The sequence below is a fragment of the Acidovorax sp. Leaf73 genome (assembly GCF_916855635.1).
Lineage (GTDB): Bacteria > Pseudomonadota > Gammaproteobacteria > Burkholderiales > Burkholderiaceae_C > Acidovorax > Acidovorax facilis.
Genome location: NZ_CAKASI010000005.1, coordinates 315,948 through 339,530 on the forward strand (window position 1 = coordinate 315,948; position 23,583 = coordinate 339,530).

Annotated in this window: 24 protein-coding genes; 14 read left to right on the forward strand and 10 right to left on the reverse strand. The window is 64.4% G+C overall.

All coding sequences use genetic code 11. The annotated features are described in order from the left end of the window. Genes LPA35_RS18190 through LPA35_RS18205 form a run of 4 tightly spaced genes read left to right on the forward strand, consistent with a single transcriptional unit; the run spans position 1 to position 3,582 of the window. A complete protein-coding gene (locus LPA35_RS18190; protein ID WP_228897955.1) occupies positions 1 to 996 on the forward strand; it encodes a branched-chain amino acid ABC transporter permease in 996 nt (331 codons plus the stop codon). Further along, positions 993 to 1,751 carry an ABC transporter ATP-binding protein gene (locus LPA35_RS18195; protein ID WP_228897957.1) on the forward strand — a complete coding sequence of 253 codons (759 nt, stop codon included), beginning with the start codon at positions 993 to 995 and terminating at the stop codon, positions 1,749 to 1,751. Before LPA35_RS18190 ends, LPA35_RS18195 begins: the two co-directional genes overlap by 4 nt. After that, positions 1,748 to 2,467 (forward strand): ABC transporter ATP-binding protein, encoded by a 720-nt coding sequence (locus tag LPA35_RS18200; RefSeq protein WP_228897960.1) that lies wholly within the window; start codon positions 1,748 to 1,750, stop codon positions 2,465 to 2,467. The genes LPA35_RS18195 and LPA35_RS18200 overlap by 4 nt, the downstream gene beginning before the upstream one ends. A 17-nt stretch (positions 2,468 to 2,484) precedes the next feature. Next, the gene (locus tag LPA35_RS18205; protein WP_370641464.1) at positions 2,485 to 3,582 is read left to right on the forward strand and encodes a CDP-6-deoxy-delta-3,4-glucoseen reductase; all 1,098 of its coding nucleotides are present in this window, start codon (positions 2,485 to 2,487) and stop codon (positions 3,580 to 3,582) included. 7 nt (positions 3,583 to 3,589) lie between these two features. Here LPA35_RS18205 and LPA35_RS18210 read toward each other — a convergent pair whose 3' ends face one another. Next, positions 3,590 to 4,630: an AraC family transcriptional regulator gene (locus LPA35_RS18210; RefSeq protein WP_228897962.1), complete on the reverse strand. Its 1,041-nt coding sequence runs from the start codon at positions 4,628 to 4,630 to the stop codon at positions 3,590 to 3,592. Positions 4,631 to 4,875: 245 nt separating this feature from the next. Here LPA35_RS18210 and LPA35_RS18215 point away from each other — a divergent pair, with 245 nt between their 5' ends. The 4 genes from LPA35_RS18215 (at position 4,876) to LPA35_RS18230 (ending at position 9,681) form a co-directional block, all read left to right on the forward strand. Beyond that, positions 4,876 to 5,676 (forward strand): SDR family oxidoreductase, encoded by an 801-nt coding sequence (locus LPA35_RS18215; protein WP_228897963.1) that lies wholly within the window; start codon positions 4,876 to 4,878, stop codon positions 5,674 to 5,676. A 10-nt stretch (positions 5,677 to 5,686) separates the two neighbouring features. Further along, on the forward strand, positions 5,687 to 7,234 hold the full coding sequence (locus LPA35_RS18220) for an NAD(P)/FAD-dependent oxidoreductase (RefSeq protein ID WP_228897964.1): 1,548 nt from the start codon (positions 5,687 to 5,689) through the stop codon (positions 7,232 to 7,234). Positions 7,235 to 7,276: 42 nt separating this feature from the next. Continuing rightward, positions 7,277 to 8,497, forward strand: coding sequence for a dienelactone hydrolase family protein (locus tag LPA35_RS18225; protein ID WP_228897969.1), 1,221 nt, complete (start codon positions 7,277 to 7,279; stop codon positions 8,495 to 8,497). Between the two features lie 122 nt (positions 8,498 to 8,619). Further along, positions 8,620 to 9,681: an aldo/keto reductase gene (locus LPA35_RS18230; RefSeq protein WP_228897971.1), complete on the forward strand. Its 1,062-nt coding sequence runs from the start codon at positions 8,620 to 8,622 to the stop codon at positions 9,679 to 9,681. Between the two features lie 69 nt (positions 9,682 to 9,750). Here LPA35_RS18230 and LPA35_RS18235 read toward each other — a convergent pair whose 3' ends face one another. Next, positions 9,751 to 11,166, reverse strand: coding sequence for a M20 family metallopeptidase (locus LPA35_RS18235; protein ID WP_228897972.1), 1,416 nt, complete (start codon positions 11,164 to 11,166; stop codon positions 9,751 to 9,753). 19 nt (positions 11,167 to 11,185) lie between these two features. Then, the gene (locus tag LPA35_RS18240; protein WP_228897973.1) at positions 11,186 to 12,184 is read right to left on the reverse strand and encodes a tripartite tricarboxylate transporter substrate binding protein; all 999 of its coding nucleotides are present in this window, start codon (positions 12,182 to 12,184) and stop codon (positions 11,186 to 11,188) included. A gap of 178 nt (positions 12,185 to 12,362) precedes the next feature. Between LPA35_RS18240 and LPA35_RS18245 the strand changes: the two genes are divergently transcribed. The 3 genes from LPA35_RS18245 to plsY all read left to right on the forward strand — a co-directional run bounded on the left by LPA35_RS18245 (position 12,363) and on the right by plsY (position 14,598). Next, positions 12,363 to 13,322 (forward strand): LysR family transcriptional regulator, encoded by a 960-nt coding sequence (locus tag LPA35_RS18245; protein ID WP_121506081.1) that lies wholly within the window; start codon positions 12,363 to 12,365, stop codon positions 13,320 to 13,322. Between the two features lie 70 nt (positions 13,323 to 13,392). Further along, positions 13,393 to 13,884 (forward strand): aminoacyl-tRNA deacylase, encoded by a 492-nt coding sequence (locus LPA35_RS18250; RefSeq protein ID WP_228897979.1) that lies wholly within the window; start codon positions 13,393 to 13,395, stop codon positions 13,882 to 13,884. Between the two features lie 48 nt (positions 13,885 to 13,932). Beyond that, positions 13,933 to 14,598 carry a glycerol-3-phosphate 1-O-acyltransferase PlsY gene (gene plsY, locus LPA35_RS18255; RefSeq protein ID WP_121420437.1) on the forward strand — a complete coding sequence of 222 codons (666 nt, stop codon included), beginning with the start codon at positions 13,933 to 13,935 and terminating at the stop codon, positions 14,596 to 14,598. Between the two features lie 72 nt (positions 14,599 to 14,670). On the opposite strand, the gene LPA35_RS18260 is transcribed toward plsY, so the two are convergent. The 3 genes from LPA35_RS18260 to LPA35_RS18270 form a co-directional block, all read right to left on the reverse strand. After that, positions 14,671 to 15,693 carry an HD-GYP domain-containing protein gene (locus LPA35_RS18260; protein WP_228897981.1) on the reverse strand — a complete coding sequence of 341 codons (1,023 nt, stop codon included), beginning with the start codon at positions 15,691 to 15,693 and terminating at the stop codon, positions 14,671 to 14,673. A 23-nt stretch (positions 15,694 to 15,716) separates the two neighbouring features. After that, on the reverse strand, positions 15,717 to 16,364 hold the full coding sequence (locus LPA35_RS18265) for a TIGR02281 family clan AA aspartic protease (RefSeq protein ID WP_228897982.1): 648 nt from the start codon (positions 16,362 to 16,364) through the stop codon (positions 15,717 to 15,719). A 142-nt stretch (positions 16,365 to 16,506) separates the two neighbouring features. Further along, positions 16,507 to 16,992, reverse strand: a complete 486-nt coding sequence (locus LPA35_RS18270; protein ID WP_055402590.1) for a YajQ family cyclic di-GMP-binding protein — start codon at positions 16,990 to 16,992, stop codon at positions 16,507 to 16,509. A gap of 74 nt (positions 16,993 to 17,066) precedes the next feature. On the opposite strand from LPA35_RS18270, the gene murB reads away from it, so the two are divergent. Continuing rightward, on the forward strand, positions 17,067 to 18,140 hold the full coding sequence (gene murB, locus LPA35_RS18275; protein ID WP_055402588.1) for a UDP-N-acetylmuramate dehydrogenase: 1,074 nt from the start codon (positions 17,067 to 17,069) through the stop codon (positions 18,138 to 18,140). Positions 18,141 to 18,269: 129 nt separating this feature from the next. On the opposite strand, the gene argG is transcribed toward murB, so the two are convergent. The 4 genes from argG to LPA35_RS18295 all read right to left on the reverse strand — a co-directional run bounded on the left by argG (position 18,270) and on the right by LPA35_RS18295 (position 21,339). Then, a complete protein-coding gene (gene argG, locus LPA35_RS18280) occupies positions 18,270 to 19,607 on the reverse strand; it encodes an argininosuccinate synthase (protein WP_055402586.1) in 1,338 nt (445 codons plus the stop codon). An 84-nt stretch (positions 19,608 to 19,691) separates the two neighbouring features. Next, complete coding sequence (locus LPA35_RS18285) at positions 19,692 to 20,009, reverse strand: pyrimidine/purine nucleoside phosphorylase (protein WP_055402584.1); 318 nt, start codon at positions 20,007 to 20,009, stop codon at positions 19,692 to 19,694. A gap of 152 nt (positions 20,010 to 20,161) precedes the next feature. After that, complete coding sequence (locus LPA35_RS18290; protein WP_228897984.1) at positions 20,162 to 20,818, reverse strand: glycine zipper 2TM domain-containing protein; 657 nt, start codon at positions 20,816 to 20,818, stop codon at positions 20,162 to 20,164. 134 nt (positions 20,819 to 20,952) lie between these two features. Beyond that, positions 20,953 to 21,339, reverse strand: coding sequence for an ArsC family reductase (locus LPA35_RS18295; RefSeq protein ID WP_228897987.1), 387 nt, complete (start codon positions 21,337 to 21,339; stop codon positions 20,953 to 20,955). A gap of 48 nt (positions 21,340 to 21,387) precedes the next feature. Here LPA35_RS18295 and folC point away from each other — a divergent pair, with 48 nt between their 5' ends. Further along, positions 21,388 to 22,713 (forward strand): bifunctional tetrahydrofolate synthase/dihydrofolate synthase, encoded by a 1,326-nt coding sequence (folC, locus tag LPA35_RS18300; RefSeq protein ID WP_055402580.1) that lies wholly within the window; start codon positions 21,388 to 21,390, stop codon positions 22,711 to 22,713. 33 nt (positions 22,714 to 22,746) lie between these two features. Next, positions 22,747 to 23,580: an SPOR domain-containing protein gene (locus LPA35_RS18305; RefSeq protein WP_218300020.1), complete on the forward strand. Its 834-nt coding sequence runs from the start codon at positions 22,747 to 22,749 to the stop codon at positions 23,578 to 23,580. The last annotated feature ends 3 nt before the right edge of the window (positions 23,581 to 23,583 follow it).

Here is a 23,583-nt window from a genome sequence, read left to right on the forward strand (position 1 = left end):
ATGTCTGCCTCTCTGACTTCTTCATCTACCGTGCTGCAGCCCGCTGCGGCGCCGCGCTGGCGTGGCGCACTGCTGCCGCTGGCCTTGCTGGGGGCGCTGGCGCTGTTCCCGCTGGTGGCATCGGCCCTGGGTCTGGATTTCTACATCGGTTTTGTGCGCCGCGTGCTGGTGGTGGCCCTGGCTGCTGCCAGCCTGAACTTCATCATGGGCTTTGGTGGCATGGTGGCCTTGGGTCATGCCGGGTTCGCGGGCGTGGGGGCCTATGCGGTGGTCATGCTCTCGGATGCGGGCGTGACATCGGCCTGGGTTGTGTGGGCTGCAGCCATGGCATTGGCGGCATTGGCGGCGTTGCTGATTGGCGCTGTATCGCTGCGCACCAGGGGCGTGTACTTCATCATGATCACGCTGGCTTTTGCGCAGATGCTGTATTTCGTGTTTGTGTCACTGCGCAGTTATGGCGGCGACGACGGCTACACCCTGCCCATGCGGCCGCTGCTGGGCCTGGGCCTCAACGGGGCCGATGAGTCCACGCTGTATTGGGTGGTGCTGGCGCTGGTGGCTTTGGTGCTGTGGTGGCTTGACCGGGCCACGGCCTCGCGTTTTGGTGCAGCGCTCACGGGCATCCGCGACAACGAAACGCGCATGCGGGCGTTAGGCTACCCGGTGTATCTGCTGCAGCTGACTGCATTTGTGCTGGCGGGGGCGGTGGCGGGACTGGCTGGTGCGTTGCTGGCCACTGGCAACAGCTTCGTCAGCCCGTCGATGATGCACTGGACGCAATCGGCCACGCTCATTGTGATGGTGGTGATTGGTGGCCTGGGCCGACGTTGGGGCGGGCCAGTGGGAGCTGCGGTGTGGCTCACGCTCGAAGAGGTGCTCAAGCTCAATACCGACTACTGGCACATGCCGTTGGGGGCGCTGTTGATCGTCACCGCTCTGTATGCGCCCCAGGGCCTGGCGGCGCTGGCAGACCGGCGCGCAAGGAGTGCCCGATGAGCCTTTTTCAAGTCGAAGGCCTTGTCAAGCGCTTTGGAGGCCTGCTGGCCACCGACCATGTGAGCCTGTCGGTGGAGCGGGGAGAGATTCATGCGCTGATTGGCCCCAACGGCGCTGGCAAGACCACGCTGGTCAACCAGATATCGGGCCTGCTGCAGCCCGATGCAGGGCGCGTGCTGCTCGACGGCGTGGACATCACTCCGCAGCCCATGCACCGCCGTGTGGCCCACGGGCTGTCGCGGTGCTTCCAGGTGACGCGCATCTTCCCTGCGCAGACCGTGCGTGACAACCTGCTGCTGGCGGTGCAGGCGCACAGTGGCTCCAGCTTTCGTTTCCTGCAGCCACGTTCGCAAGCCGCTGAGCTGTACGCCAAGGCAGACCAACTGGCAGAGCGCGTAGGGCTGCAGCACAGCCTTGCCGAGACGGCGGGTGCCTTGCCGCATGGCGCACAGCGCGCGCTGGATGTGGCGCTGGCACTGGCTGCGAGCCCCAAGCTGCTGCTGCTGGATGAGCCCATGGCGGGCATGGGGCCAGATGAGTCGCAACAGATGGTGCAGCTCATCGAGGCGCTGCGCAAGGACATGGCGGTGCTGCTCATCGAGCATGACATGGAGGCCGTGTTTCGCCTGGCCGACCGCATCTCGGTGCTGGTGTATGGCCGCGTGCTCACCGCTGGCACGCCCGACGAGATCCGCAACCATCCCGAGGTGCAGGCTGTGTACCTGGGCACCGAAATCCTGGAGACCACTGCATGAGCACGCCAGAGCCTTTGTTGAGTTGCCAGGCCCTGGAGGCCGGCTATGGCGTGAGCCAGGTGTTGTTTGGTATTGACCTTCAGATCGCGGCAGGCGAAGTGGTTTCGCTGCTCGGCCGCAACGGCATGGGCAAAAGCACCACGATCAAAGCCCTGGTCGGTGCGCTGCGCCCTACAGCCGGTGGCATCCGCTTTGCGGGGGAGGCGACCGGCAGGCTCAAGACCGATGCCATCGCCCGTCTGGGCCTGGCCATCGTGCCCGAGGGGCGCCATGTGTTTCCCAACCTCACCGTGCGCGAGCATCTGGTGGCCTTTGCCGACCACCGCAATGGCCTGCGCGATGCGTGGGACCTGGAGCGCATCTACGGCGTGTTTCCGCGCCTGAAGGAGCGGCAGAACAATCTGGGCAACCAGCTATCGGGGGGCGAGCAGCAGATGCTGGCCATTGGCCGAGCGCTGTCCACCAACCCGCGCCTGCTCATCCTGGATGAAGCCACCGAAGGCCTGGCGCCCGTGATCCGCGAGGAGATCTGGCGCTGCCTGGCCACGCTCAAGGCCGCTGGGCAGACCATTCTCGTGGTGGACAAATACGTGCACCGCCTGGTGGACCTGGCAGACCGCCATGTGATCCTGGAGCGCGGGCGGGTGGTGTGGCAGGGCGACTCTGCTGCGCTCAATGCAGACCGCAGCCTGTGGGCGCGTTACCTTACGGTGTAAGGGTTGAAGGGCCGACCATGCTGGACTGTGATGTGGACTTGGATCTACAGAAATCGCCATCTGCGCAGGCATACGCTGAACTCCGTGCGCAGGAGCACCGCGTCACGCTGCTGCCGGCCGGCAAGATGTTTGTGGCGCAGCTTGGCGAGAGTCTGCTGGACGCCGCTGCGCGCGCAGGCATCCGCTTGCCTCACCAGTGCAAAACGGGCAGCTGCGGCGCCTGCAGGGCGCAGGTGCTGCATGGGCCGGTCCAGGATATTGCTGGGGCCTTACCCTCCGCGCTGACGGCTGAAGACCTGGCCCAGGGCCAACGCCTTTTGTGCTGCTCGGCAGCGGCGGGTGACCTGCAGCTGGAGTGTGCCGAGATCCCTCACATTCCGGGTATCGATGTGCGCAAGCTACCGGTGCGGGTGGCGGCCATGGAGCGTCTTGCCCCCGATGTGATGCGCGTGCAGTTGCAACCGCCCGCAGGCCAGCGCCTGCACTACGCGGCGGGCCAGTATGTGGATGTGCTGCTGCCTGGCAACCGGCGTCGCAGTTATTCGCTGGCCACCCCGGCGCGTGAGGGCGTTGACCTGCTGGAACTGCACATCCGCCACCTGCCGGGCGGCCTTTTCACGGACCAGGTGTTCGGCAAACTCAAGATGCGCGATGTGCTGCGCATTGAGGGGCCGTTTGGTACCTTCGGCATGCACACCGCCACCGATGCCCCGGCCATTCTTCTGGCGAGCGGAACAGGCTTTGCGCCTATCAAGGCATTGGTGGAGCAGCTCCTTGTCGCGGGGAGTGGACGCCGAATCACCCTGTACTGGGGCGGCCGCGTGCGGCAGGACCTGTATCTGCATGACCTCTGCAAGGAATGGGAACAGGCCTGGAAAGGACGTCTGACCTATGTGCCGGTGCTGTCAGACTCCTCCGAAGCCGATGGTTGGACGGGGCGTAGGGGCTGGGTACATCAGGCCGTGTTGCAAGACCATCCAGATTTGTCGCAGCATGAGGTGTATGCCTGCGGTGCGCCCGCCATGGTGAATGCCGCGCGGCGAGACTTTATGGCCTTGGCCGGTATGCAGTCCACCCTGTTCTTTGCAGATGCCTTCGTGGCACAGCCGGGGTGAGCGGGGATCAGTGCGGTGGGCCCAGGCGCTGGCGTGTCTCTGAGGGCGTCTCGCCGAAGCGCCGGCGGTAGCCTTCTGCAAAGTGGCCGAGGTGGAAGAAGCCATAGCGCGCGGCGATATCCGACACCTGCGGTGTACGTTCTGCAAACTTGCTTTGCAGTGCCGTGCGGGCGGCATCAAGCCGCAAATCCCGAAGGAATGCCATGGGGCTCTTACCCGTGCATTGCGCAAAGGTCTGCTGCAGCGAGCGGGCGCTGACGCCCACATGCGCGCACACATCGGCCAGGGTGATGGGTTGTTCCAACTGGCTGTGCATGTACTCCTGCGCACGCTTGACCACGCGCGGCAGCACCGTGGGCACTGCGCCAGAACTGAATGCACCTGAGGCCAGTGCCGCTGTGTAGTTGTGTCCCGTGCTGAGCAGCAGGCTGGTGAGCAGGTGGTTCTCGGCCTGCTCGGCCAGCACCGGGTGTCCCAGCAGGATGGCATTGGTTTCTACCGCAGAGCGCAGGTAGGCAATGAAGCTCGTCATGCCCAAGAGCGCCGGGTTGGTCAGGTCCACCCCCAGGTCAAACACCAGCGGCTGGTGCAAGGGCGCCTGCAGCAGTGCAGACAAGCGTGATTGCATAGCCGCTCGGTCTATCTTGACGATGAATTGTGGACTGTCGTCATGCCAGCGCATCGACAGCGCTTCAGTGGGCGATGGCAGCGAGGCCATGAGTGCATGCGATTCCACGGCCTGGCTGCCGCACCGCACCATGGCGCCACCGCGCAGCGGAATCTGCAGCAGGTAAAAGCCTCCCAAATGGCCAGGCTCAATGCGCACCGCCGGCCCGTACTGCACGTAGTTCAGGCTTGCGTCGCGGTGCAGGGGCACGCTGTGGTGGCAGGCGTCAAGCTGCGCGCCCGGGCGCAGTGTGGCCAGGTCATGCGGGCAGAACACGCGGCCCACGAATTCGCGCGCCTCGTCCAGGTCGTGGCTGTCGAACAGGCGATAGCGCTCCAGCGGTAGCGGGTGCGCGGTGCTGTTCTGCTGGGCGGTGTGCATGCGATTTGGCCGGTGGTGTGTTGGTTTTGGGGCAAGCACGAAACACGCCACGGCAGGGGCGCGAAAACATGCGTTTGTGGGATACGCCCTGCGCTTTCGGGATGTGGATGCGCGGGCTGCTTTTCTATTCTTGTGCATGCCCCGGGTGCTGCGCAAGAGCGTTAGCACCGGGTGCATGGGGGCGGATGTGACGGCGTGTTACCGCTGCTGCGCCGCAACATGTTTCAGTCAGCACAGGAGTCAGCATGGTCCAGGGATTTGAAGGCATGCGCGGCAAGAGCGCGATCGTGACCGGGGGCGCCACCCTCATCGGTGCCGGGGTGGTGCGTGCACTGCACCAGGCTGGGGTGCGGGTGGTGGTGGCCGACATCAATGCCGAGGCCGGACAGGCCCTGGCGGACGAGTTGGGCGATGGGGTGCTGTTCAGCCGCACGGACATCACCGATGACGCCCAGGTGGCCGCCTGCGTGGCCTTGGCCGCCGCGCGCCATAGCGGGGTGAACTACCTGGTGAACCTGGCATGTTCCTATCTGGACGACGGCATCGCCTCGCCGCGCGCGGACTGGCTGGCCTCGCTCAACGTCAACCTGGTCAGCGCGGTGATGGTGCTCAAGGCCGTGCGCCCGCATTTCCAGCGCGCGGGCGGCGGGGCGGTGGTCAACTTCACCAGCATCTCCTCGGGTGTGGCGCAGACCGGGCGCTGGCTTTACCCGGTGGGCAAGGCGGCCATGGTGCAGCTCACGCGCAGCATGGCCATGGACCTGGCGGGCGAGGGTGTGCGCGTGAACAGCGTTTCGCCCGGCTGGACCTGGTCGGCCATCATGGACCAGCTCACCGGGGGCGACCGCGCCAAGACCGACCGCGTGGCCGCGCCCTTCCACATGCTGCGCCGCGTGGGCGACCCGGCCGAGGTGGCCAACGTGGTGCTCTTCCTGTGCTCGGACCTGGCCAGCTTCGTGACCGGCGCCGACTATGCCTGCGACGGCGGCTACTCGGCCATGGGGCCCGAGTCGTACGAGCCGGCCATCCCCAAACTCATGTCGTGAAGGAGCAGCCATGACCATTCGATCTGTAGGCATCATCGGTGCCGGTTTCGCCGGCCTTTCCACCGCCAAGGTGCTACGCGCCTTTGGCTTTGAGGTGACGGTGTTCGAGAAGGAGCCTGACGTGGGTGGCGTGTGGGCCGCCTCGCGCCGCTACCCGGGCCTGACCACGCAGAACCCGCGCACCACCTATGCGCTGTCGGACTTTCCGATGCCAGCCAGCTACCCCGAGTGGCCCTCGGGCCAGCAGGTGCAGGCCTACCTGCAGTCATATGCCGAGCACTTCGGACTGGTGCCATTCCTGCGCATGTCCACCACGGTGGAGAGCGCGGTGCTCGATGAAGAGGCCGGTGTGTGGACCGTGCAGGCGCGCCGCGCAGCGACGGGGCAGGGCGGCGCCTTGCCGGCCGAGGTGTATCGCTTTGATTACCTGGTGGTGTGCAACGGCATCTTCAGCGAGCCTGCAGTGCCGCAGTACCCGGGGGTGGATGCCTTTGTGGCCGCAGGCGGGCGTGTGTGCCATACCAGCCAGTTCAACGATGCGGGCGAGGCGCGCGGCAAGCATGTGCTGGTGGTGGGCTACGGCAAGTCGTCGTGCGACGTGGCCAATGCCATCGCGGCCGACAGTGCCAGCACCACGGTACTTGCGCGCCACCTCATCTGGAAGATCCCGAAGAAGTTCATGAACGTGCTGAACTTCAAGTTCCTGCTGCTCACGCGCATGGGCGAGGCGCTGTTCAAGTACATCGAGCCCAAGGGTTTCGAGAAATTCCTGCACGGCCCGGGCCTGCCGGTGCGCAACTCCATGCTGGGCAGCGTGGAATCGGTGGTCACGCGCCAACTCAAGCTCCGCGAGATCGGCCTGCACCCGGGCACGCCTCTCGAAACCATCGCCCGCAGCACCGTGAGCCTGGTGACCGACGGTTTCTACGAGAAGGTGGCCGCTGGCGAATTGGGCGTGCGCAAAGGCGTGAGCATCCAGACCCTGAAGCCCGGACAGGCGGTGCTGAGCAACGGTGAAACGGTGCCTGCCGACATCGTGGTCTGCGGCACGGGCTGGCACCAGCAGGTGCCGTTCTTCGACATCAGTGTGGTGCAGCGTGTGACCGATGCGCGCGGCAACTTCCGGCTGTACCGGTCCATCCTGCCTGTGGGCATGCCGCGCCTGGCGTTCAACGGCTACAACTCCTCGTTCTTCAGCCAGCTCAACTGCGAGATCGGTGCGTTGTGGCTGGCCAACCACCTGCGCGGTGGGCTGCAGCTGCCGCGGCCGGACCAGATGAACGCGCAGATCGACCGGCGCCTGGCCTGGATGGAGGAGCGCACCGACGGCAAGCATTCCAAAGGCACCAACATCATCCCGTTCTCGGTGCACAACATTGACGAACTGCTGCAGGACATGGGGCTGCCGCTTGGTGTGCTCACCCGCTTCAAGCAGTGGCTGGGGCCAGTGGATCCGTCGGACTATGCGGTGGTCACCCGGCAACTGCTGGCGCGGCATGCGAATGCCACCGTGGCTGTGGCAGCGCCCCAAGCCACCTCGGGGGCTGCGGCTTCCTGAACCCTCCTGAAACCACTAATACCCTCTACAAGGATCCCGAACATGCCAGGACAATGGATCACCCTCGAAGCCGCAGACGGCAGCGGCAGCTTTCGCGCTTACCTCGCCACACCCGCCAGTGGCGGCGGACCAGGGCTGGTGCTTGCACAGGAAATTTTTGGAGTGAACGGCACCATGCGTGACGTCGCCGACTACTACGCAGAGGAAGGGTATGTGGTGCTGGTACCCGATCTTTTCTGGCGCCAGGAGCCGGCGGTGGAACTCGATGCAGCGAAGGATATGCCGCGCGCATTTGTGCTCTACCAGGGCTTTGACGAAGCCAAGGGCCTGCAGGACCTGCAGACAGCCATCTCGGCGCTGCGTGCGCGCCCCGAGGTCCGCACGCAGGGCGGCAAGGTGGGTGTGCTGGGCTTCTGCCTGGGCGGCAAGCTGGCCTACCTGGCGGCCTGCCGTACCGATGCCGACGTGGCGGTGGGCTACTACGGCGTCGGCATAGAAGCTGCGCTGGCTGAAGCCGCTGATATCCAGTGCCGCCTGGTGCTGCACATCGCTGAGCTTGACGGTTTTTGCCCTCCGCCCGCGCGCGAGGCCATCGTGCAGGCCCTTTCTGGCCGCGAGAATGTGGAGCTGTACATCTACCCCGGCACCGACCATGCGTTTGCACGCGTGGGTGGCGACCACTTCCACAAGCCGTCGGCCCTGATGGCACACCAGCGCAGCGTGGCTGCCTTGCGACGCGCAATGGGGCCACACTACGACCTCTCGGCTTTGTGGGACAAACACTGCGAATATGAGTTCGCCACGCGCGATGTGGACGCCACCATGTCCACCATGGTGGCGGAGCCCTATGTGAACCACATCCCCACCATGACGGGCGGTGTGGGCTACCGGCATCTGCACGACTTCTACACCCGTCACTTTGTCAACAGCAACCCACCGGATACCAGTCTGACCCCCATCTCGCGCACGGTGGGCGCCACGCAGGTGGTGGATGAAATGCTGTTTTGTTTCACCCATACCACCGAGATCCCCTGGATGCTGCCCGGCGTCGCGCCCACGGGGCGGCGTGTAGAAATACCGCTGCTGGCGGTGGTCAAGTTTCGCGGCGACAAGCTCTACCACGAGCATATCTACTGGGACCAGGCCAGTGTGCTTGTGCAGGTGGGGTTGCTGGATCCCAACGGCCTGCCCGTGGCAGGGGTGGAGACAGCGCGCAAACTGCTGGATGAAACGCTGCCGTCGAACGGGCTGATGGAACGGTAGAAAAACACCGCAGGGTTTGCCGCATGGCGCGTGCAGCAAACCCTGTGAGGCGGGTGTGCAAGCCCAGGCCTGCAGACTTTGCTGGCAACCCGTAAACTGCGCGGCTTGCCAACGGAGTCCGCATGAACAATATCCAACTCGGTCAGAGCGACCTGCACGTCACCCCCATCTGCCTGGGCACCATGACCTTTGGTGAACAGGTCAACGAATCTGATTCCCACGACATCCTCAACCGCTCGCTGGCAAGGGGGGTGAACTTCATCGACACGGCCGAGATGTATTCGGTGCCAGCCAAGGCTGAGACCTTTGGCGCTACCGAAACCATCATCGGCAACTGGTTCGCCAAGAACCCCGGTGCGCGCCAGAAACTGGTGGTGGCCACCAAGGTGGCGGGCCCTTCGCGCGGCATGCCCTGGGTGCGCGAGGGCAAGGGCATGGCTGCGGCCGATATCGTTGCTTCGTGCGAGGGCAGCCTGCGCCGCCTGCAGACCGATGTGATCGACCTCTACCAGATCCACTGGCCCGAGCGCCATGTGCCCGCCTTTGGCAACCTTTACTACGACCCTTCCAAAGAAACCTCCACCACCCCCATTCGCGAGCAGCTCGAAGCTTTGTCGGGGCTGGTGAAGGCGGGCAAGGTGCGGTACATCGGCCTGTCGAACGAGACGCCCTATGGCGTGCATGAATTCGTGCGCCTGGCCGAGCAGCACGGCCTGCCGCGCGTGGCTACGGTGCAAAACCCGTATTGCCTGATCAACCGCACCTGGGAAAACGGCCTGGACGAAACCTGCCACCGGCTGAACGTGTCGCTGCTCGCCTACTCACCGCTGGGTTTTGGCCTGCTGACGGGCAAGTACGACGAAAGCGGCATCACCGGCCCATCTGCACCCCAGGGCGCACGCATTGCCACGTATGAATCCGTGCGCAAGCAGCGCTGGGGCCGCCCCGAGGCGCTCACGGCATCGCGCCGCTACAACGCCCTGGCCCGTGCCAATGGCATGACGCCTACGCAAATGGCGCTGGCGTTCTGCTACACCAAGTGGCAGGTGGCCAGCACCATCATCGGCGTGACGTCGGTGGCGCAGTTGGATGAAGACCTGAATGCGTGGGGAACCACGCTGTCGCCAGAGGTTTTGAAGGAGATCGACGCCATCCGCTGGGAGCTGCGCGACCCGGCATTGTGATCACTGTGCACAGATAGCGAAAAGGGGCTGAACCGCCCCTTTTTTTACGTCGTTCAGAACGGCTGGTGTCTATGCAACGGCGGTGATGCGTCCTTCCTTCCACGGTGTGCCCTGCGCCTCACCCAGGTCCCAAAACAGCCCTGCCATGACGGCCAGCCCTTCGCGGGCCACAGGTGCCAGCAGGTGCTCGTTGGGCGCATGTTGCGCGCACGCCGGGTACGAGTGGGGCACCCAAATGGTGGGCAGGCCCAGCTGGTCCGCAAAGATATCGTTGGGCAGAGAGCCCGCCAGGTTGGGCAGCAAGGTGGCAGGCTGCCCCGCGCTGGCTTGCAGCGACGCCAGCGTCCAGTCCACCCAGGGGTTGTGCAGGTCGAGCCGGGTGGCGCCGCACACCATGCCCATGGTGATTTCCACCTGGCTGAAACCATGCGCGTCCAAATGCGCGCGCAGCGTGGCTTGCACGTTCTTCCAGTCGGTGCCCACTACAAAGCGCAGCTGGCAATGGGCCACCGCTTGGGAAGGGATGGCATTGATCGGGCGCTGGGCGTTGCCCGCACCCAGAGCCAGCACTTCCAGAGTGTTCCAGCCCACCAGTTGTTCGGCGGGCGTGAGGCCGGGTTCGCCCCATCCGGGCGTGAGCGCAGGGTCATCGGCACCTGCGCCGATCACCACGTCTTTCAGTGCCGTGCGCAGCTTGTCGGGCACGGCAGGCGGTAGCAAGCCGTCGACCAGAATGCGGCCCTGGGCGTCCACCAACGTGGCCAGCGCGTGCGTGAGCACGGTGGCCGGGTTGGCCAGCACGCCGCCCCAGTTGCCCGAGTGGTAGGCCTTGTCGCGGCTGCGCACCGCGAGCGAAAAGTTGATGGCACCGCGCGAACCCAGAAAGAGCGTGGGGCGCGCCGCGTTCACCCGGGGGCCGTCGCTGGCCACGAAGAGGTCGGCTTTCAGCGCATCCCTGTGCTGTTCGCAGAATGCGGCCAGGCCGGGTGAACCGGCTTCTTCGCCCATCTCCATGAGCAGCGTTACGTTGTAGCCCAGACGGCCTTGGCGTGCCTCCAGCGTGTGCGCCAGCGCGGCAAGGCTGACGGTGTGTTGGCCCTTGTTGTCGGCGGTGCCACGGCCATACCAGCGGTCACCTTCAATGGTCAGCTCCCAGGGCGAAAGACCTTCGCGCCATTGGCTGTCCTGGCCGTTGACCACGTCGCCGTGGCCATAGGTCATCACGGTGGGCAAGGCGGGGTCTTCTACCCTGCGGGCCAGCAACAGCGGGCCACCCTTGGGATCGGGGTTGTCGAGCACCTGGCAGTCAAAGCCCAGCGGCTCCAGCCAAGGCACGATTTCGTCGGTCAGGTAGGTGCGCAGCGTGGGGGGGACTTGCCCGGTGTCGCTTTCGGTGCGCCAGGCCACGCGTCGGCGCAGGTCATCGGCAAAGCGGCCGTCATCGAAGTAGTGGTGGACGTTGTTGATCAGTTGCTCTCGGTTCATCGTTTTCTCCTTGCTGGGGTCACTCCACCACGATCTGTGCACGGTGGGCCAGCGCGCGGTAGCGCCCGATCTCGTCTTCCATGGCGGCGTGCATGGCCTTGGGGCCCACGAACACGGGCTCCATGCCTTGGGCGCGGATCTGGTCTTGCAGCTGGACATCGCGCATGGCGGCCTCGACTTCTTTCACCAGTTTGTCCACGATGGGCGCGGGCGTGCGCGCCGGGGCTGCCACGGCGTACCAGCCGTCAAAGGCTGCGTCTGGCAGCTTCAGTTCCCGCACAGTAGAAACGGAGGGCAGGGCGCGGGCGCGCTCGTTGCCTGCAATGGCCAGTGCGCGCAGCTTGCCTGAGCGCACATGCGGTGCGGCACTGGCCACGGTGTCGATGGCCATCTGGATCTCACCGCCGATCAACCCCATCATGGCCTGTGCGCTGCCCCGGTAGGGCACGTCCTGCAGGCGCACGCCAGCGGCCTGCTCCAACAGTGCGCCGACCAGGTGGGGGGCCGAACCGGAGCCGAAAGTGGCGTAGTTGATAGTTTTGGGCGCTGCCTTTGCGGCGGCCAGCAGGGTGGCGAGGTCCTTGTGGGGTGAGCTAGCGCTGACCACGATCACCAGAGGTGCGCGGGCAACGATGGCCACAGGTGCCAAGTCCTTGAGCGGGTCGTACGGCAGCTTGGGCCGCAGCGCAGCGTTCACGGTGTAGCTGGTGGAGCCCGACACCAGCAAGGTATAGCCGTCGGGCTCGGCCTTGACCACGCTGTCGGTGCCAATGATGGTGGAGGCGCCGGGCTTGTTGTCGATGACCACGGGCTTGCCCAGGCGTGTGGACAGCTTTTGGCCCAGCGCGCGGGCTACGGCGTCGGTGCCGCCACCGGGGGGGAAGGGCGCGACCAGGCGCACAGTGCGCTGGGGCCACGCCTCCGAGGGCGCAGCCGTCTGGGCAAGGGACAAGGTGCTGGCGCTGGCGAAGGTGGCCAGGACGGCGGACAGCAAAGAGACTCGGACAAGGCTTTTCATGCAGGCTCCAGAGGTTGATGCGAGGGGTGGTGGTAGCACTGCTGCAAAGGCGATAGCGCTGAAACCCACAGCCATGGGTGAATTGGAGCCTTAAACCATGCAAGATGGGAGCCGGTTTACCATTGCTCTGGATAGAGATTTGGCAACTGAGCGTTGCCTTTTGGTTAGTAGGTACACGATGCCCATTTCACTGCTCAGCCTGCCCTTGCGTTACTTTCTGGAGGTGGCGCGCACCGGCTCTGTCAATCAGGCGGCGCAGCGCCTGTACGTGGCGGCATCGGCGGTGAGCCGCCAGTTGGGCAAGCTGGAAGATAGCCTGGGCGTGACGCTGTTCGAACGCCAAGCACGTGGCATGGCGCTGACTGAAGCGGGCACCCGGCTGCTGGCTCATGCCACGGCACACGATGCGCAGGCCACAGAATTGGTCGAGCAACTGCAAGGGCTGTCGGCCCAGCAGGCTTTGCGTGTGCGGGTGGCCTGCACCGAAGGCTTTGCCGCGAGCTTCATGCCGCTGGTGATGTCGGTGTTCCGGCAGACGCACCCACAGGTGCAGCTGCAGTTGCTGGTGGACGTGCCGCAGGAAGTGTCGGCCCTGGTGCAGCGCGGAGACGTTGATCTGGCGCTGAAGTACAGCGTGGCGCCCGAGAAAGGTTTGCAGGTGCTGCATTCGGCCATTGCCCCGATCTACGCCATCATGCCCGCACAGCACCCGCTGGCCCGCCAGCGCAGCGTGAGCGTGGCCGATGTAGTGCGCTATCCGCTGCTGCTGGGTGCGGGCAACACGACCGGGCGGCAGCTGTTTGACCTGAGCTGTGCAGTGCAGGGCCTGCGGTATGTGCCGGCGGTGGAGAGCAATTTTTCATCGGCGCTGCTGCCGCTGCTGAGCGGGCAGGACGTGGTGCTGGCCAGCTACCTCACGGCGGCGCGCTGGGTGGAGGCGGGCCTGCTGGCGGCCCGGCCGTTTGACGAGGTGCAACTGCAGCAGCGACGCTTGCAGGTGCTGGCCGTGGAAGGGCGGGCACCGTCGGCGCTGGTGCAGCAGTTCACGCAGGCGCTGGTGGCTGCCATTGAGCAGTACGGCAAGCGCAAGGTGGGGCGGCGCAAGACGACAGCAGCGCGGGTGATCGAGGTGCCTTGATTCGGGCTGCCTGCCGTTCGCAGTGGGGGCGCGCAACTGGATACCATTCGTTCCCTACCCAGATTGCACCATGGCCAAGAAAGAACACGTCTCCGAGACCCAAGCCACCCAGTTGCTCAAGGCGAACAAGGTGGCATTCACTGAGCACCCCTACGAATACCTGGAGCACGGCGGCGCCATGCACAGCGCCGAGGTGCTAGGCCTCGACCCCCTCACGGTGGTCAAGACCCTGGTCATGCAGGACCAGGATGCCAAGCCCTTGCTGGTGCTGATGCATGGCAATCGCAAGGTCTCCACCAAAAACCTCGCGCGCCAGATCGGCGCCAAGTCGGTCGAGCCGTGCGCGCCGGAGGTCGCCAACCGCCACAGCGGCTACCTGGTGGGCGGCACGTCGCCCTTTGGCACGCGGCGCGCCATGCCGGTGTACATCGAAGAAACCATCCTCGCGCTGCCGCGCATTGCCATTAATGGCGGGCGCCGGGGCTTTCTGGTGCAGATCGATCCGCAGGTGTGCGTGCAGTTGCTGGGTGCTAAACCGGTGCACTGCGCGCTGGCAGAATAGGCCGCCACGGCAGACCGTCCGCCGTCCCCCGATTTTTGAGGAGTTACTTTGACCGCCGTGTATCCCATCCTTGCCGCTGTGGCCGCCTACTTGCTGGGCTCGCTGTCGTTCGCCGTCATCGTGACGCGTGTGATGGGGCTGAGCGACCCGCGCACCTATGGCAGCAAGAACCCCGGCGCCACCAACGTGCTGCGCTCGGGCTCCAAGGCGGCAGCCATCGTCACACTGCTGTTGGACGCCATGAAAGGCTGGCTGCCTGTGGCGTTGGTGATGTGGTTTGGTCAGCCCTATGGGCTGGACGACGGCACGGTCGCCATGGTGGGGCTGGCGGCTTTTCTGGGCCACCTGTGGCCTGTGTTCTTCCGATTTGAAGGTGGCAAGGGCGTTGCCACTGCGCTGGGCGTGCTGTTGGGCATCAGCGTCTGGCTGGGGCTAGCCACGGCTGCGACCTGGCTCATCATCGCGTTTTTCTTCCGCTACTCGTCCCTGGCCTCGCTGGTGGCTGCCGCCTTTGCGCCGGTGTATTACCTGCTGGTGGATGGGGTGGTGTGGTATGCCGAGGGCACGATTGCGGGCTCCATCATCGTGATGGCCATGTTGCTGGCCTGGCGCCACAAGGAGAACATCCAGCGCCTGATCGAAGGCAAGGAGTCGCGACTGGGCAGCAAAAAGGCCAAGCCGAACGCCGAGGGTGCAGGCAAGTCGCCAAAGTAAACGCAGGGGGAAGGCACGCCGCGCTGACTGCGGTGCACGTGCCGTCTGCTCAGCTTCTTCTACGGACAGGTTCTACAGCGAACCTGGCCCTGAAATCAGCCCCCGGAGCCCGGCGCTGTGCTGGGCGGCATAGAGGCCCAGGCGCACCATGGTGCGGTGGTTGAGCTCCAGGCTCACGGCCGATCGGGCCAGAGCGGACTGGATGCGGGGTTTTCCGGTGGCCGTCTGGTACAGGCTGGGCTGCGCGTGGTGGGTGCCGGTGCGGTCCAGAAGGCTGGCGACCAGCGGATGATTGGCTTTTTCGCTGCGGCGCAGCACGATGGCGGTCTCGCCGTTGTCGAGCTTCACAAAAGTCCCTGGCGGGCAAAGGCCGATGGAGCGCACCAGGGTGTAGCTCACCTCATCGCGCTGGTCGATCTCCTGCCCGACGATGGCGCGTACCGAGTCGGTGGCACTGCGGCCTGCACGGGACTTGCGTGGGCTGATCATGGCTGCATAGCGGTCGATGGTGCCCAGGACGCGTGTGAGCCGGTCCACGGGGTCCTGGTTGGCCAGCGGCACACGGTCGGCCACGGTGGCATGGTGTTGTCCCACCACGTCCAGCCAGAGCGCATCGTTGATGAACAGGCGCTCCAGCAGCATCATGCTTTCTTCCGGGTGGCTCTTGATGGCCTCTTGTTGGACCGGTGTCGGGCGTTCACGCTGTTCGGCCAGCTCATCCTGCAGGGCCGTCATGCCGATGTTCATGGTGAGGGCCGCGCGCACTAGGCTGTCGCGCTCGCGGGGTGCCAGCTGCAGTTCGTGCGCCATGATGTGGCACAAGGTGCCGCACACCAGCGCATGGGAGGCGCTATAGCCCACGGTGGATGTGGACGCCAGCTGGAACATCAGGTACAGCGCTGCGTCGATGTCGTGCGCCACCAGGTCCTGCATCCAGCCATCGAACTGGCGCACCTTGGCGGCAAAATCCTGTACCTGCAGAGGTCGCGACAGCAGCACCGACAGCGCTGATTCCAGGTCTGACCACAGGCCCAGCAAGTCCTCGTACTCGCCTTCGGCGTGGTGTGGGGTGCCGGTGGAGTGGTGGGCAGACATGGTGGTGTGTGCAGCGGTCAGGCTCAGTTGCGCTTTTCCAGCACCATCTGGTCGTTGATGCGTGTCATTTGGAACTCAGTCAGAAAGCTGTTGCCCAGCAGCACGTAGGGCATGGGCTGCGGGGTGATGATGGCCTCGACCCCGAACACCTCGACATCGCCGATGCGCACTGAGTCCAGCTTCATGCGCCACCCTTGCGCCACACCATTGGCCGTGTTCATGCGCACGGGCTGGCCGTTCTGGTAGTTGAGCCCCATGCGCTCAGCATCCTGCCGCCCGATGGCCACGGTGGAAGCACCGGTGTCCACCATGTACTGCATCACACGCCCGTTGATGGTGCCGCTGTTGATGAAATGCCCACGGCTGTCGGCCATCAATACGACGCGCTTGCCGCTTCCGCCACGGGCGCCAACGCTCACCGGGGCCTCGCCCAGCCGCAGCACGCGTCGCGTGCCATTGACTTCGATGGTGGCTTCTTCTTTGGTGACGGCAATGACCTTGACACCCTGGTACTCATCCCCAGCACCCACCGCCTTGGGTGGGTTGGCATCCACCACCAGCAAGGCCTTGCTGCCCAGCATGCCCGCCAGCGCCACCGCCTGCGCATGAGCCCAGGACGGAGCCAAGCACAGAGTAACCAGCGCGGCCAGGGCAAAGGAGTGGATCGTCATTCGTTGATGGCGTTGTGCGCCTCCCCCGTACCTCGGAACTGGCGCGGCCCAGGCGAGGGACGCCAAGCCAGGGCCGCCCCGCAGCGAGGGCGTCGTCCCCCTGGAGGGGGAAGGCGCGAAGCGACTCAGGGGGTGCGCCATCTCAGTCGCGGAAGTTGTCGAACGACAGGGGAACGTCCGTTACATCCTTGCGGATCAGCGCCATGGCCGCCTGCAGGTCGTCGCGCTTGGCACCCGTCACGCGCACCTTGTCCTCCTGGATGGCTGCCTGCACCTTGAGCTTGCTTTCCTTCATGAGCTTCTGGATCTTCTTGGCGAGCTCGCTCTCGATGCCGTTGCGCACCTTGATGACCTGCTTGACCTTGTCGCCGCCTATCTTCTGCACATCGCCCATGTCCAGAAAACGCACGTCCACGTTGCGCTTGGTGAGTTTGTTGCGCAGTACATCCTCGATCTGGGTGAGCTGAAAGTCGGCGTCGCCGATCAGCGTGATGTCCTTGTCTTTGATCTCGATGCTGGCCGATGTGCCCTTGAAGTCGAAACGGGTGGCGATTTCCTTGGCGGTGTTCTCGACGGCGTTTTTCACTTCAACAAGGTTGGCTTCACAGACGGTGTCAAAAGATGGCATGGATGGCTCTCAATCTCAGGGAATACAGCTACAGATCGCAGGGGCCCGAAAGGGCGGGTGCGACAATCGGGCCAATGGTAGTCGAGAAAAACGCCCCTTTGCAGCCCTGGAACACCTTTGGCATTGCTGCGCGTGCCCAAACCCTGGTGCGTGTGCGCTCCGTGTCGGATCTGAAGGCCGTTCTGGCCGATATGGAGCTGGCCCCCGCAGCCAAGTTTGTGCTGGGCGGGGGCAGCAACATCATCCTGACCGGCGATGTGAAATCTATCGTGCTCAAGATGGAGATCAAGGGGCTGCGCTTGGTGGAGGAAACCCCCAAGGCCTGGATCGTGGAGGCGGGTGCGGGTGAGGTCTGGCACGATGCTGTGGCCTGGACGCTGGCGCACGGGTTCCCGGGGCTGGAAAATCTGGCGCTCATCCCGGGCACGGTGGGCGCCTCGCCCGTGCAGAACATCGGTGCCTATGGCGTGGAGCTGCAGGATCGGTTTGAATCGCTCGACGCCCTCGATCTGGCCACCGGCCAGTCGTTCAGCCTGGATGCCGCGCAGTGCGGCTTTGGCTACCGCGACTCCGTCTTCAAGCATGCGCCGTCTGAAGCACCCGACGGCAGCGGGATGCCGCGCGGCATGGGCCTGGCGGGGCGCGCGGTCATCACCCATGTGCGGTTTCGGCTGCCCAAGCCCTGGAAGCCCGTGCTGGGCTACCTCGATCTGGAGCGCCGCCGCGCCGAGGCGGGCGTGGAGCACCCCAGTGCCCAGCAGATTTTTGACTGGATCTGCGACATTCGCCGCGCCAAGCTGCCCGACCCTGCCGTGGTGGGCAACGCAGGCAGCTTCTTCAAGAACCCCACGGTGTCGCCCGACCAGTGCGCCGACATCATCGCGCGCGAGCCCAAGATCGTGCATTACCCCATGCCCGACGGCAGCATCAAGCTGGCGGCGGGCTGGCTGATTGATGCCTGCGGCTGGAAGGGCAAGTCCATCGGCAAGGCGGGGGTGTACGAAAAGCAGGCCTTGGTGCTGGTCAACAGGGGGCACGGCGCCGACAGCGTGACGGGCGGCGAGGTGATGACCCTGGCCAAGGCCATCCAGACCAGCGTGTACGAGCGCTTTGGCATCCGGCTGGAGCCCGAGCCGGTGGTGGTTTAGACCAGCAGCCAACCTTCTCCACAAAGAAAAAAGCCACCGTTTCCGGTGGCTTTGCTCATATATATGTAGCTGCTAGCGCTTGATGGGTAAGCGCTAGAGCCATTTTAACCCATATTCTGGGTCCAAGGTTTATTTGCGGTCGTTTTCCAGCTGCGCCAGTGCCGCGTTGCCACCCAGCGACAGCAGGCCAGCGCGCGAATACACACCCAGCTTGTCGCGCGTGTCCGAGATGTCCAGGTTGCGCATGGTCAGCTGGCCAATGCGGTCCAGCGGGCTGAAAGGTGCGTCTTCCACCTTCTCCATCGACAGGCGTTCGGGCGCGTAGGTCAGGTTGGGCGATTCGGTGTTCAGCAGCGAATAGTCGTTGCCACGGCGCAGTTCCAGCGTCACGGTGCCGGTCACGGCGCGGGCCACCCAGCGCTGGGCGGTTTCGCGCAGCATGATGGCCTGGGGGTCGAACCAGCGGCCCTGGTACAGCAGGCGGCCCAGCTTGAGGCCATTCATGCGGTACTGCTCGATGGTGTCTTCGTTGTGGATGCCCGTCACCAGGCGCTCGTAGGCGATGTGCAGCAGCGCCAGGCCCGGGGCTTCGTAGATGCCGCGGCTCTTGGCTTCGATGATGCGGTTTTCGATCTGGTCGCTCATGCCCAGGCCGTGGCGGCCGCCGATACGGTTGGCTTCGAGGATCAGCTCCACCGGGTCGTTGAACTCCACGCCGTTCAGGGCGACGGGCTGGCCTTCTTCAAAGCGGACCGACACTTCCTCGGCCTTGACGGCGACTTCTTCCTTCCAAAATGCCACGCCCATGATGGGGTTCACGATGCGGATGCCGCTGGAAAGGAACTCCAGGTCCTTGGCCTCGTGCGTCGCGCCCAGCATGTTGCTGTCGGTGCTGTAGGCCTTCTCGGCGCTCATCTTGTAGCCAAAGCCGGCTTGTGTCATGAACGCCGACATCTCGGCGCGGCCGCCCAGCTCGTCGATGAACAGCTGGTCCAGCCAGGGCTTGTAGATCTTGAGGGATGGGTTGGTCAGCAGGCCGTAGCGGTAGAAGCGCTCGATGTCGTTGCCCTTGAAGGTCGATCCGTCGCCCCAGATGTTGACGTCGTCTTCCTTCATCGCAGCCACCAGCATGGTGCCGGTCACAGCGCGGCCCAGGGGCGTGGTGTTGAAGTAGGTGAGGCCGCCGGTGCTGATATGGAAGGCGCCGGCCTGCAGGGCAGCAATGCCTTCGTGCGCCAGCTGTGTGCGGCAGTCCACCAGGCGAGCCTTCTCTGCGCCGTATTCCATGGCCTTGCGCGGAATGGCTTCGTAGTCGGGCTCGTCGGGCTGGCCGAGGTTGGCGGTGTAGGCGTAGGGCACGGCGCCCTTGAGCTTCATCCAGTGCAGGGCTGCGCTGGTGTCCAGGCCGCCGGAAAATGCGATGCCGACCTTTTGGCCGAGGGGAAGGTTCTGGAGGATGGTTGCCATGGAATGCTTGTTCAAAAATGATAGCTGCTCGGGCTTATTGGATAAGCGCTAGAAGCCAAAAACAGTCAAATTTCGGCCGTCAGATCAACCGAAATGGCAGATGTAGTGATAGGCCTCGGTCACGCGGATGTCGAACTTGGAGTTGCCGGGCACGCTGAATTTGTCGCCCGCCGCAGACTTGACCCAGGCGTCGGTGCCGTCGAGCTTGTATTCGCAGGACCCTGCCACGCATTCCATGATCTCGGGCGCGCCGGTGTTGAAGGTCAGCGTTGCGGGCAACACCACGCCCACCGACTTCTTGGTGCCGTCGGCAAACGTGATGCCGTGGCTCACGCACTTGCCGTCAAAGTACACATTGGCCTGGGTGGTGACGGACACGCCGTCAATTTTTTCGGTGGTCATGGGTGCGCTGGATAAGGTAGAGGGAAACACGGGATTTTAGGGCAGGGGGCGGGGAGCGCCGCCAAAGCGGGCCTCTGAAAAATCCCCATCAGCCGTTGGGCGCAAAAAAAAAGAGCCCCGAAGGGCTCTTGGTGATGCTGGCATGCCCGGGCTTAGCGCCAGTAGGGGTTGCGGTGGTGCGGGTAATAAGGACGGCTGTCGTAGCCGTACTCGATTACCGTGACGGGCGGCGTCACATAAGTGGGCTGCTGCTGGTACACCGGTTGCGCAGGGTAGGTCGAGGTCACCACGCCCGGCTGGCTGTACACACCTTGTGAGGCGTAAGGATCAGGCTGGGTGGAATAGGTCTGGCCTGCAGGCTGCACGCTCAGCGGGATCCAGCGGCCTGGATCGTTCTGGGTGCGGGTGGTGTACTGGCGCCCTGCATATTCATACACCACGTCGTAGCCCACTGTGCGATTCTCGTAATATGTCTCGGTCGTGCAGCGCTGTACGTTCTGGTACTGCGGCTGGCCACCTTCGATCTGGTTGCCGATCACGGCGCCACCGATCAGGCCAATGGCTGTGGCGGCGGCGCGGCCACTGCCTTTGCCAATGGCGTTGCCGGCTGCGCCACCCGCAATCGCGCCCATCACGGCGCCTGCTCCGGTGGTGCGGTTACCGCTATAGACGGTCTCGTTGCCACACACCTGCTGCGGCGTGGCGACCTGCTGGACGATGGGGGTGGCCGAGAGCACGCGGCCCTGTTCCTGGGCACTGGCCATGGTGGCGATGGCTGCCATGGCGTAAAAAATGACGATCTTTTTCATGGAGAAACTCCTTTCGGGTCGGTACATAACGCACCAGACTGCAGAAAAGTTTAGGCCCGCACGGTCAATTCAGGGCCTGCCCGCCGTAAATCTGCGTAAAGATTTGTGCAATTTCTCCGGTCCGGGCGATTGATTCACGTGCCTGCAGCCCGGCCTAACCACATCTGCCATTGGTCGGGAGCAAAACCCACGGAAATGTGCACCTGGCCACCGTGCTGCCACTCCACCACCGGGCGTTTGATGACGCTAGGTTGGGCCTGCATCAGGGCGCTGGCGCTATCGTCGTTGGTGACAGCTGCCTGGGTTTGCGCGTCCAGCTTTCGCCATGTGGTCCCCTGCCGATTGACCAGTTTTTGCCAGCCTGCTGCCGCCATCCAGTCGGGCAGGCGGTGGGCGGGCACCCCTTGTTTCTTGAAGTCGTGAAACTGGTAGTCCACGCCCTGTTCAGTCAACCAGGTGCGGGATTTCTTGACGGTGTCGCAGTTGGGTATACCGTAAACGGTGATGAGTGAGGTTGTCATGCCGCGCATCATCCTCGAACTTGTGGCTGGGCGACAATCCCGCCCTGTATGCATACCAAAATCCACACTCTGGAAGGCTGGCTCCGCCACTGCGAGCAGCTTCATCCCCGCAACATCGAAATGGGCCTGGACCGTGTCCGTGAAGTGGCACGCCGCATGGTGCTGCGGTTTGACTGCCCCGTGATCACCGTGGCCGGCACCAACGGGAAGGGCTCTACCTGCGCCATGCTGGAGGCGGTGGCGCAGCAGGCGGGCTACCGCACAGGCGTGTACACATCGCCCCACCTGGTGCACTTCGAGGAGCGCTGCCGCGTTCATGGTGAAATTGTCAATGCTTCTGATTTGATAGCGCACTTCGAAGCTGTGGAAAGCGCCAGGGTCCAAAATGGCAATGAAATCTCCCTCACCTACTTCGAATTCACGACGCTGGCCATCCTGCGCCTCATGAGCCATGCGCGGCTGGACTTGGCCATCCTCGAAGTGGGGCTCGGCGGGCGCCTGGATGCTACCAACGTCATTGATGCCGACTGCGCCATCATCACTAGCATCGACATCGACCACACTGAATTCCTGGGACCAGACCGCGAGAGCATCGGCCGGGAGAAGGCCGGCATCATGCGAACGGGCCGCCCGGTGATCGTGGGCGATCCGATGGCTCCCCAGAGTGTCATCGACCATGCGCTGGAAATCGGTGCCGACCTGTGGCGCTTCGGCAAGGATTTCAATTTCTCGGGCGACAAACAGCAGTGGAGCTGGGCAGGGCGGGGCCGCCGTTATGCGGGGCTGGCCTATCCATCGCTGCGCGGCGCCAACCAGCTGATCAATGCCTCGGGCGTGCTGGCCGCGCTGGAGGCCCTGCGCGAGCGCATTCCCGTCACGGCTCAGGCGGTGCGCAACGGGCTGGCATTGGTGGAGCTGCCGGGGCGGTTCCAGATCGTGCCAGGCCAGCCTACGCTGGTGCTCGACGTGGCGCACAACCCGCATTCAGTGGCTGCACTCACTGCCAATCTGGATGCCATGGGGTTTTTCCCCACGACGCATGCGGTGTTCGGCGCCATGGCCGACAAGGACCTGGGGCCTATGCTCGCCAAGGTCGGCCCGCTGGTGGATCGCTGGTATTTCACCAACCTGCCGACCCCACGCGCCGAGACTGCCGCCGTCCTGCAGCAGAAGTGGAACGCCGTGCAGATGGTGGCGGGCGGGCGCCGCGATGTGACCTCCAGTCTGCACGCAGACCCCATGGAGGCCCTGGAGGCGGCGGTCGCTGCGGCAGACCCCGCTGATAGAATCGTGGTCTTTGGCTCGTTTTACACGGTGGGTGGTGTTCTGATCAACGGAACACCTCGCCTGCACGCCAAACATCTGGGCCAATAGACAGGTTCTGAGGTCCGAACGAGTCGTTACTCCATGGCATTTTTCAAGTTTCGGTGGCCCGGTCAGGGTGAACAAGCTCAGGCCGAAAAGCCGTCCAAGCGCCCGCGCACCCCGCAGGCCGAGAGCATCGAGGTGATGCGGCGGCGTGCTCGCCATCGGTTGATCGGCGCCGCAGTGCTGGTGCTGATTGGGGTGATCGGTTTCCCCATGCTGTTTGACACCCAACCCCGGCCGATTCCGGTGGATATTCCCATCGAGATCCCCGACCGCAACAAGGTGGCGCCCTTGGTGGTGCCCGCTCCGGTTGCTGAGGCGCCAGCGGCTGCCAAGCCTTCGACCCCGTCTTCGCAGGACGTGGCCACCGCACCGCGCCCCACGCCCCAGCGCAACAACAGTGCGGTGGGCAATGGCCTCGCGGATGGCGAGGAACTGGTGCAAGGATCGCGTTCCGCGGCTTCCAAACCCGCCCCTGCAGCGCCAGCCAAACCGGAAGTAAAACCCGAACCGAAGCCAGAGCCCAAGCCGCCGGTGCCCAGCGAGCCCAAGCCTGTGCAGCGCCCGGACGAGGCTGCCCGCGCGCGTGCGCTGCTGGAAGGCCGGTCGGCAGAGCCCGCGGCTGCGGCTGCCACCGCCGAGGAAGCCCGGTTCATTGTGCAGGTGGGTGCTTTCGCAGACGCAGACAAAGCCCGTGAAGCGCGTACCAAAGTGGAGCGTGCGGGCATGAAAACCTACACCCAGGTGGTGGACACCAAGGAGGGCAAGCGCACACGGGTTCGTGTGGGGCCTTTCACCAACCGGGCTGAGGCGGACAAGGCTGCGGCGCGCATCAAGGCGCTGGATCTGTCGGCCTCTGTGCTGACTCTGTAGGCC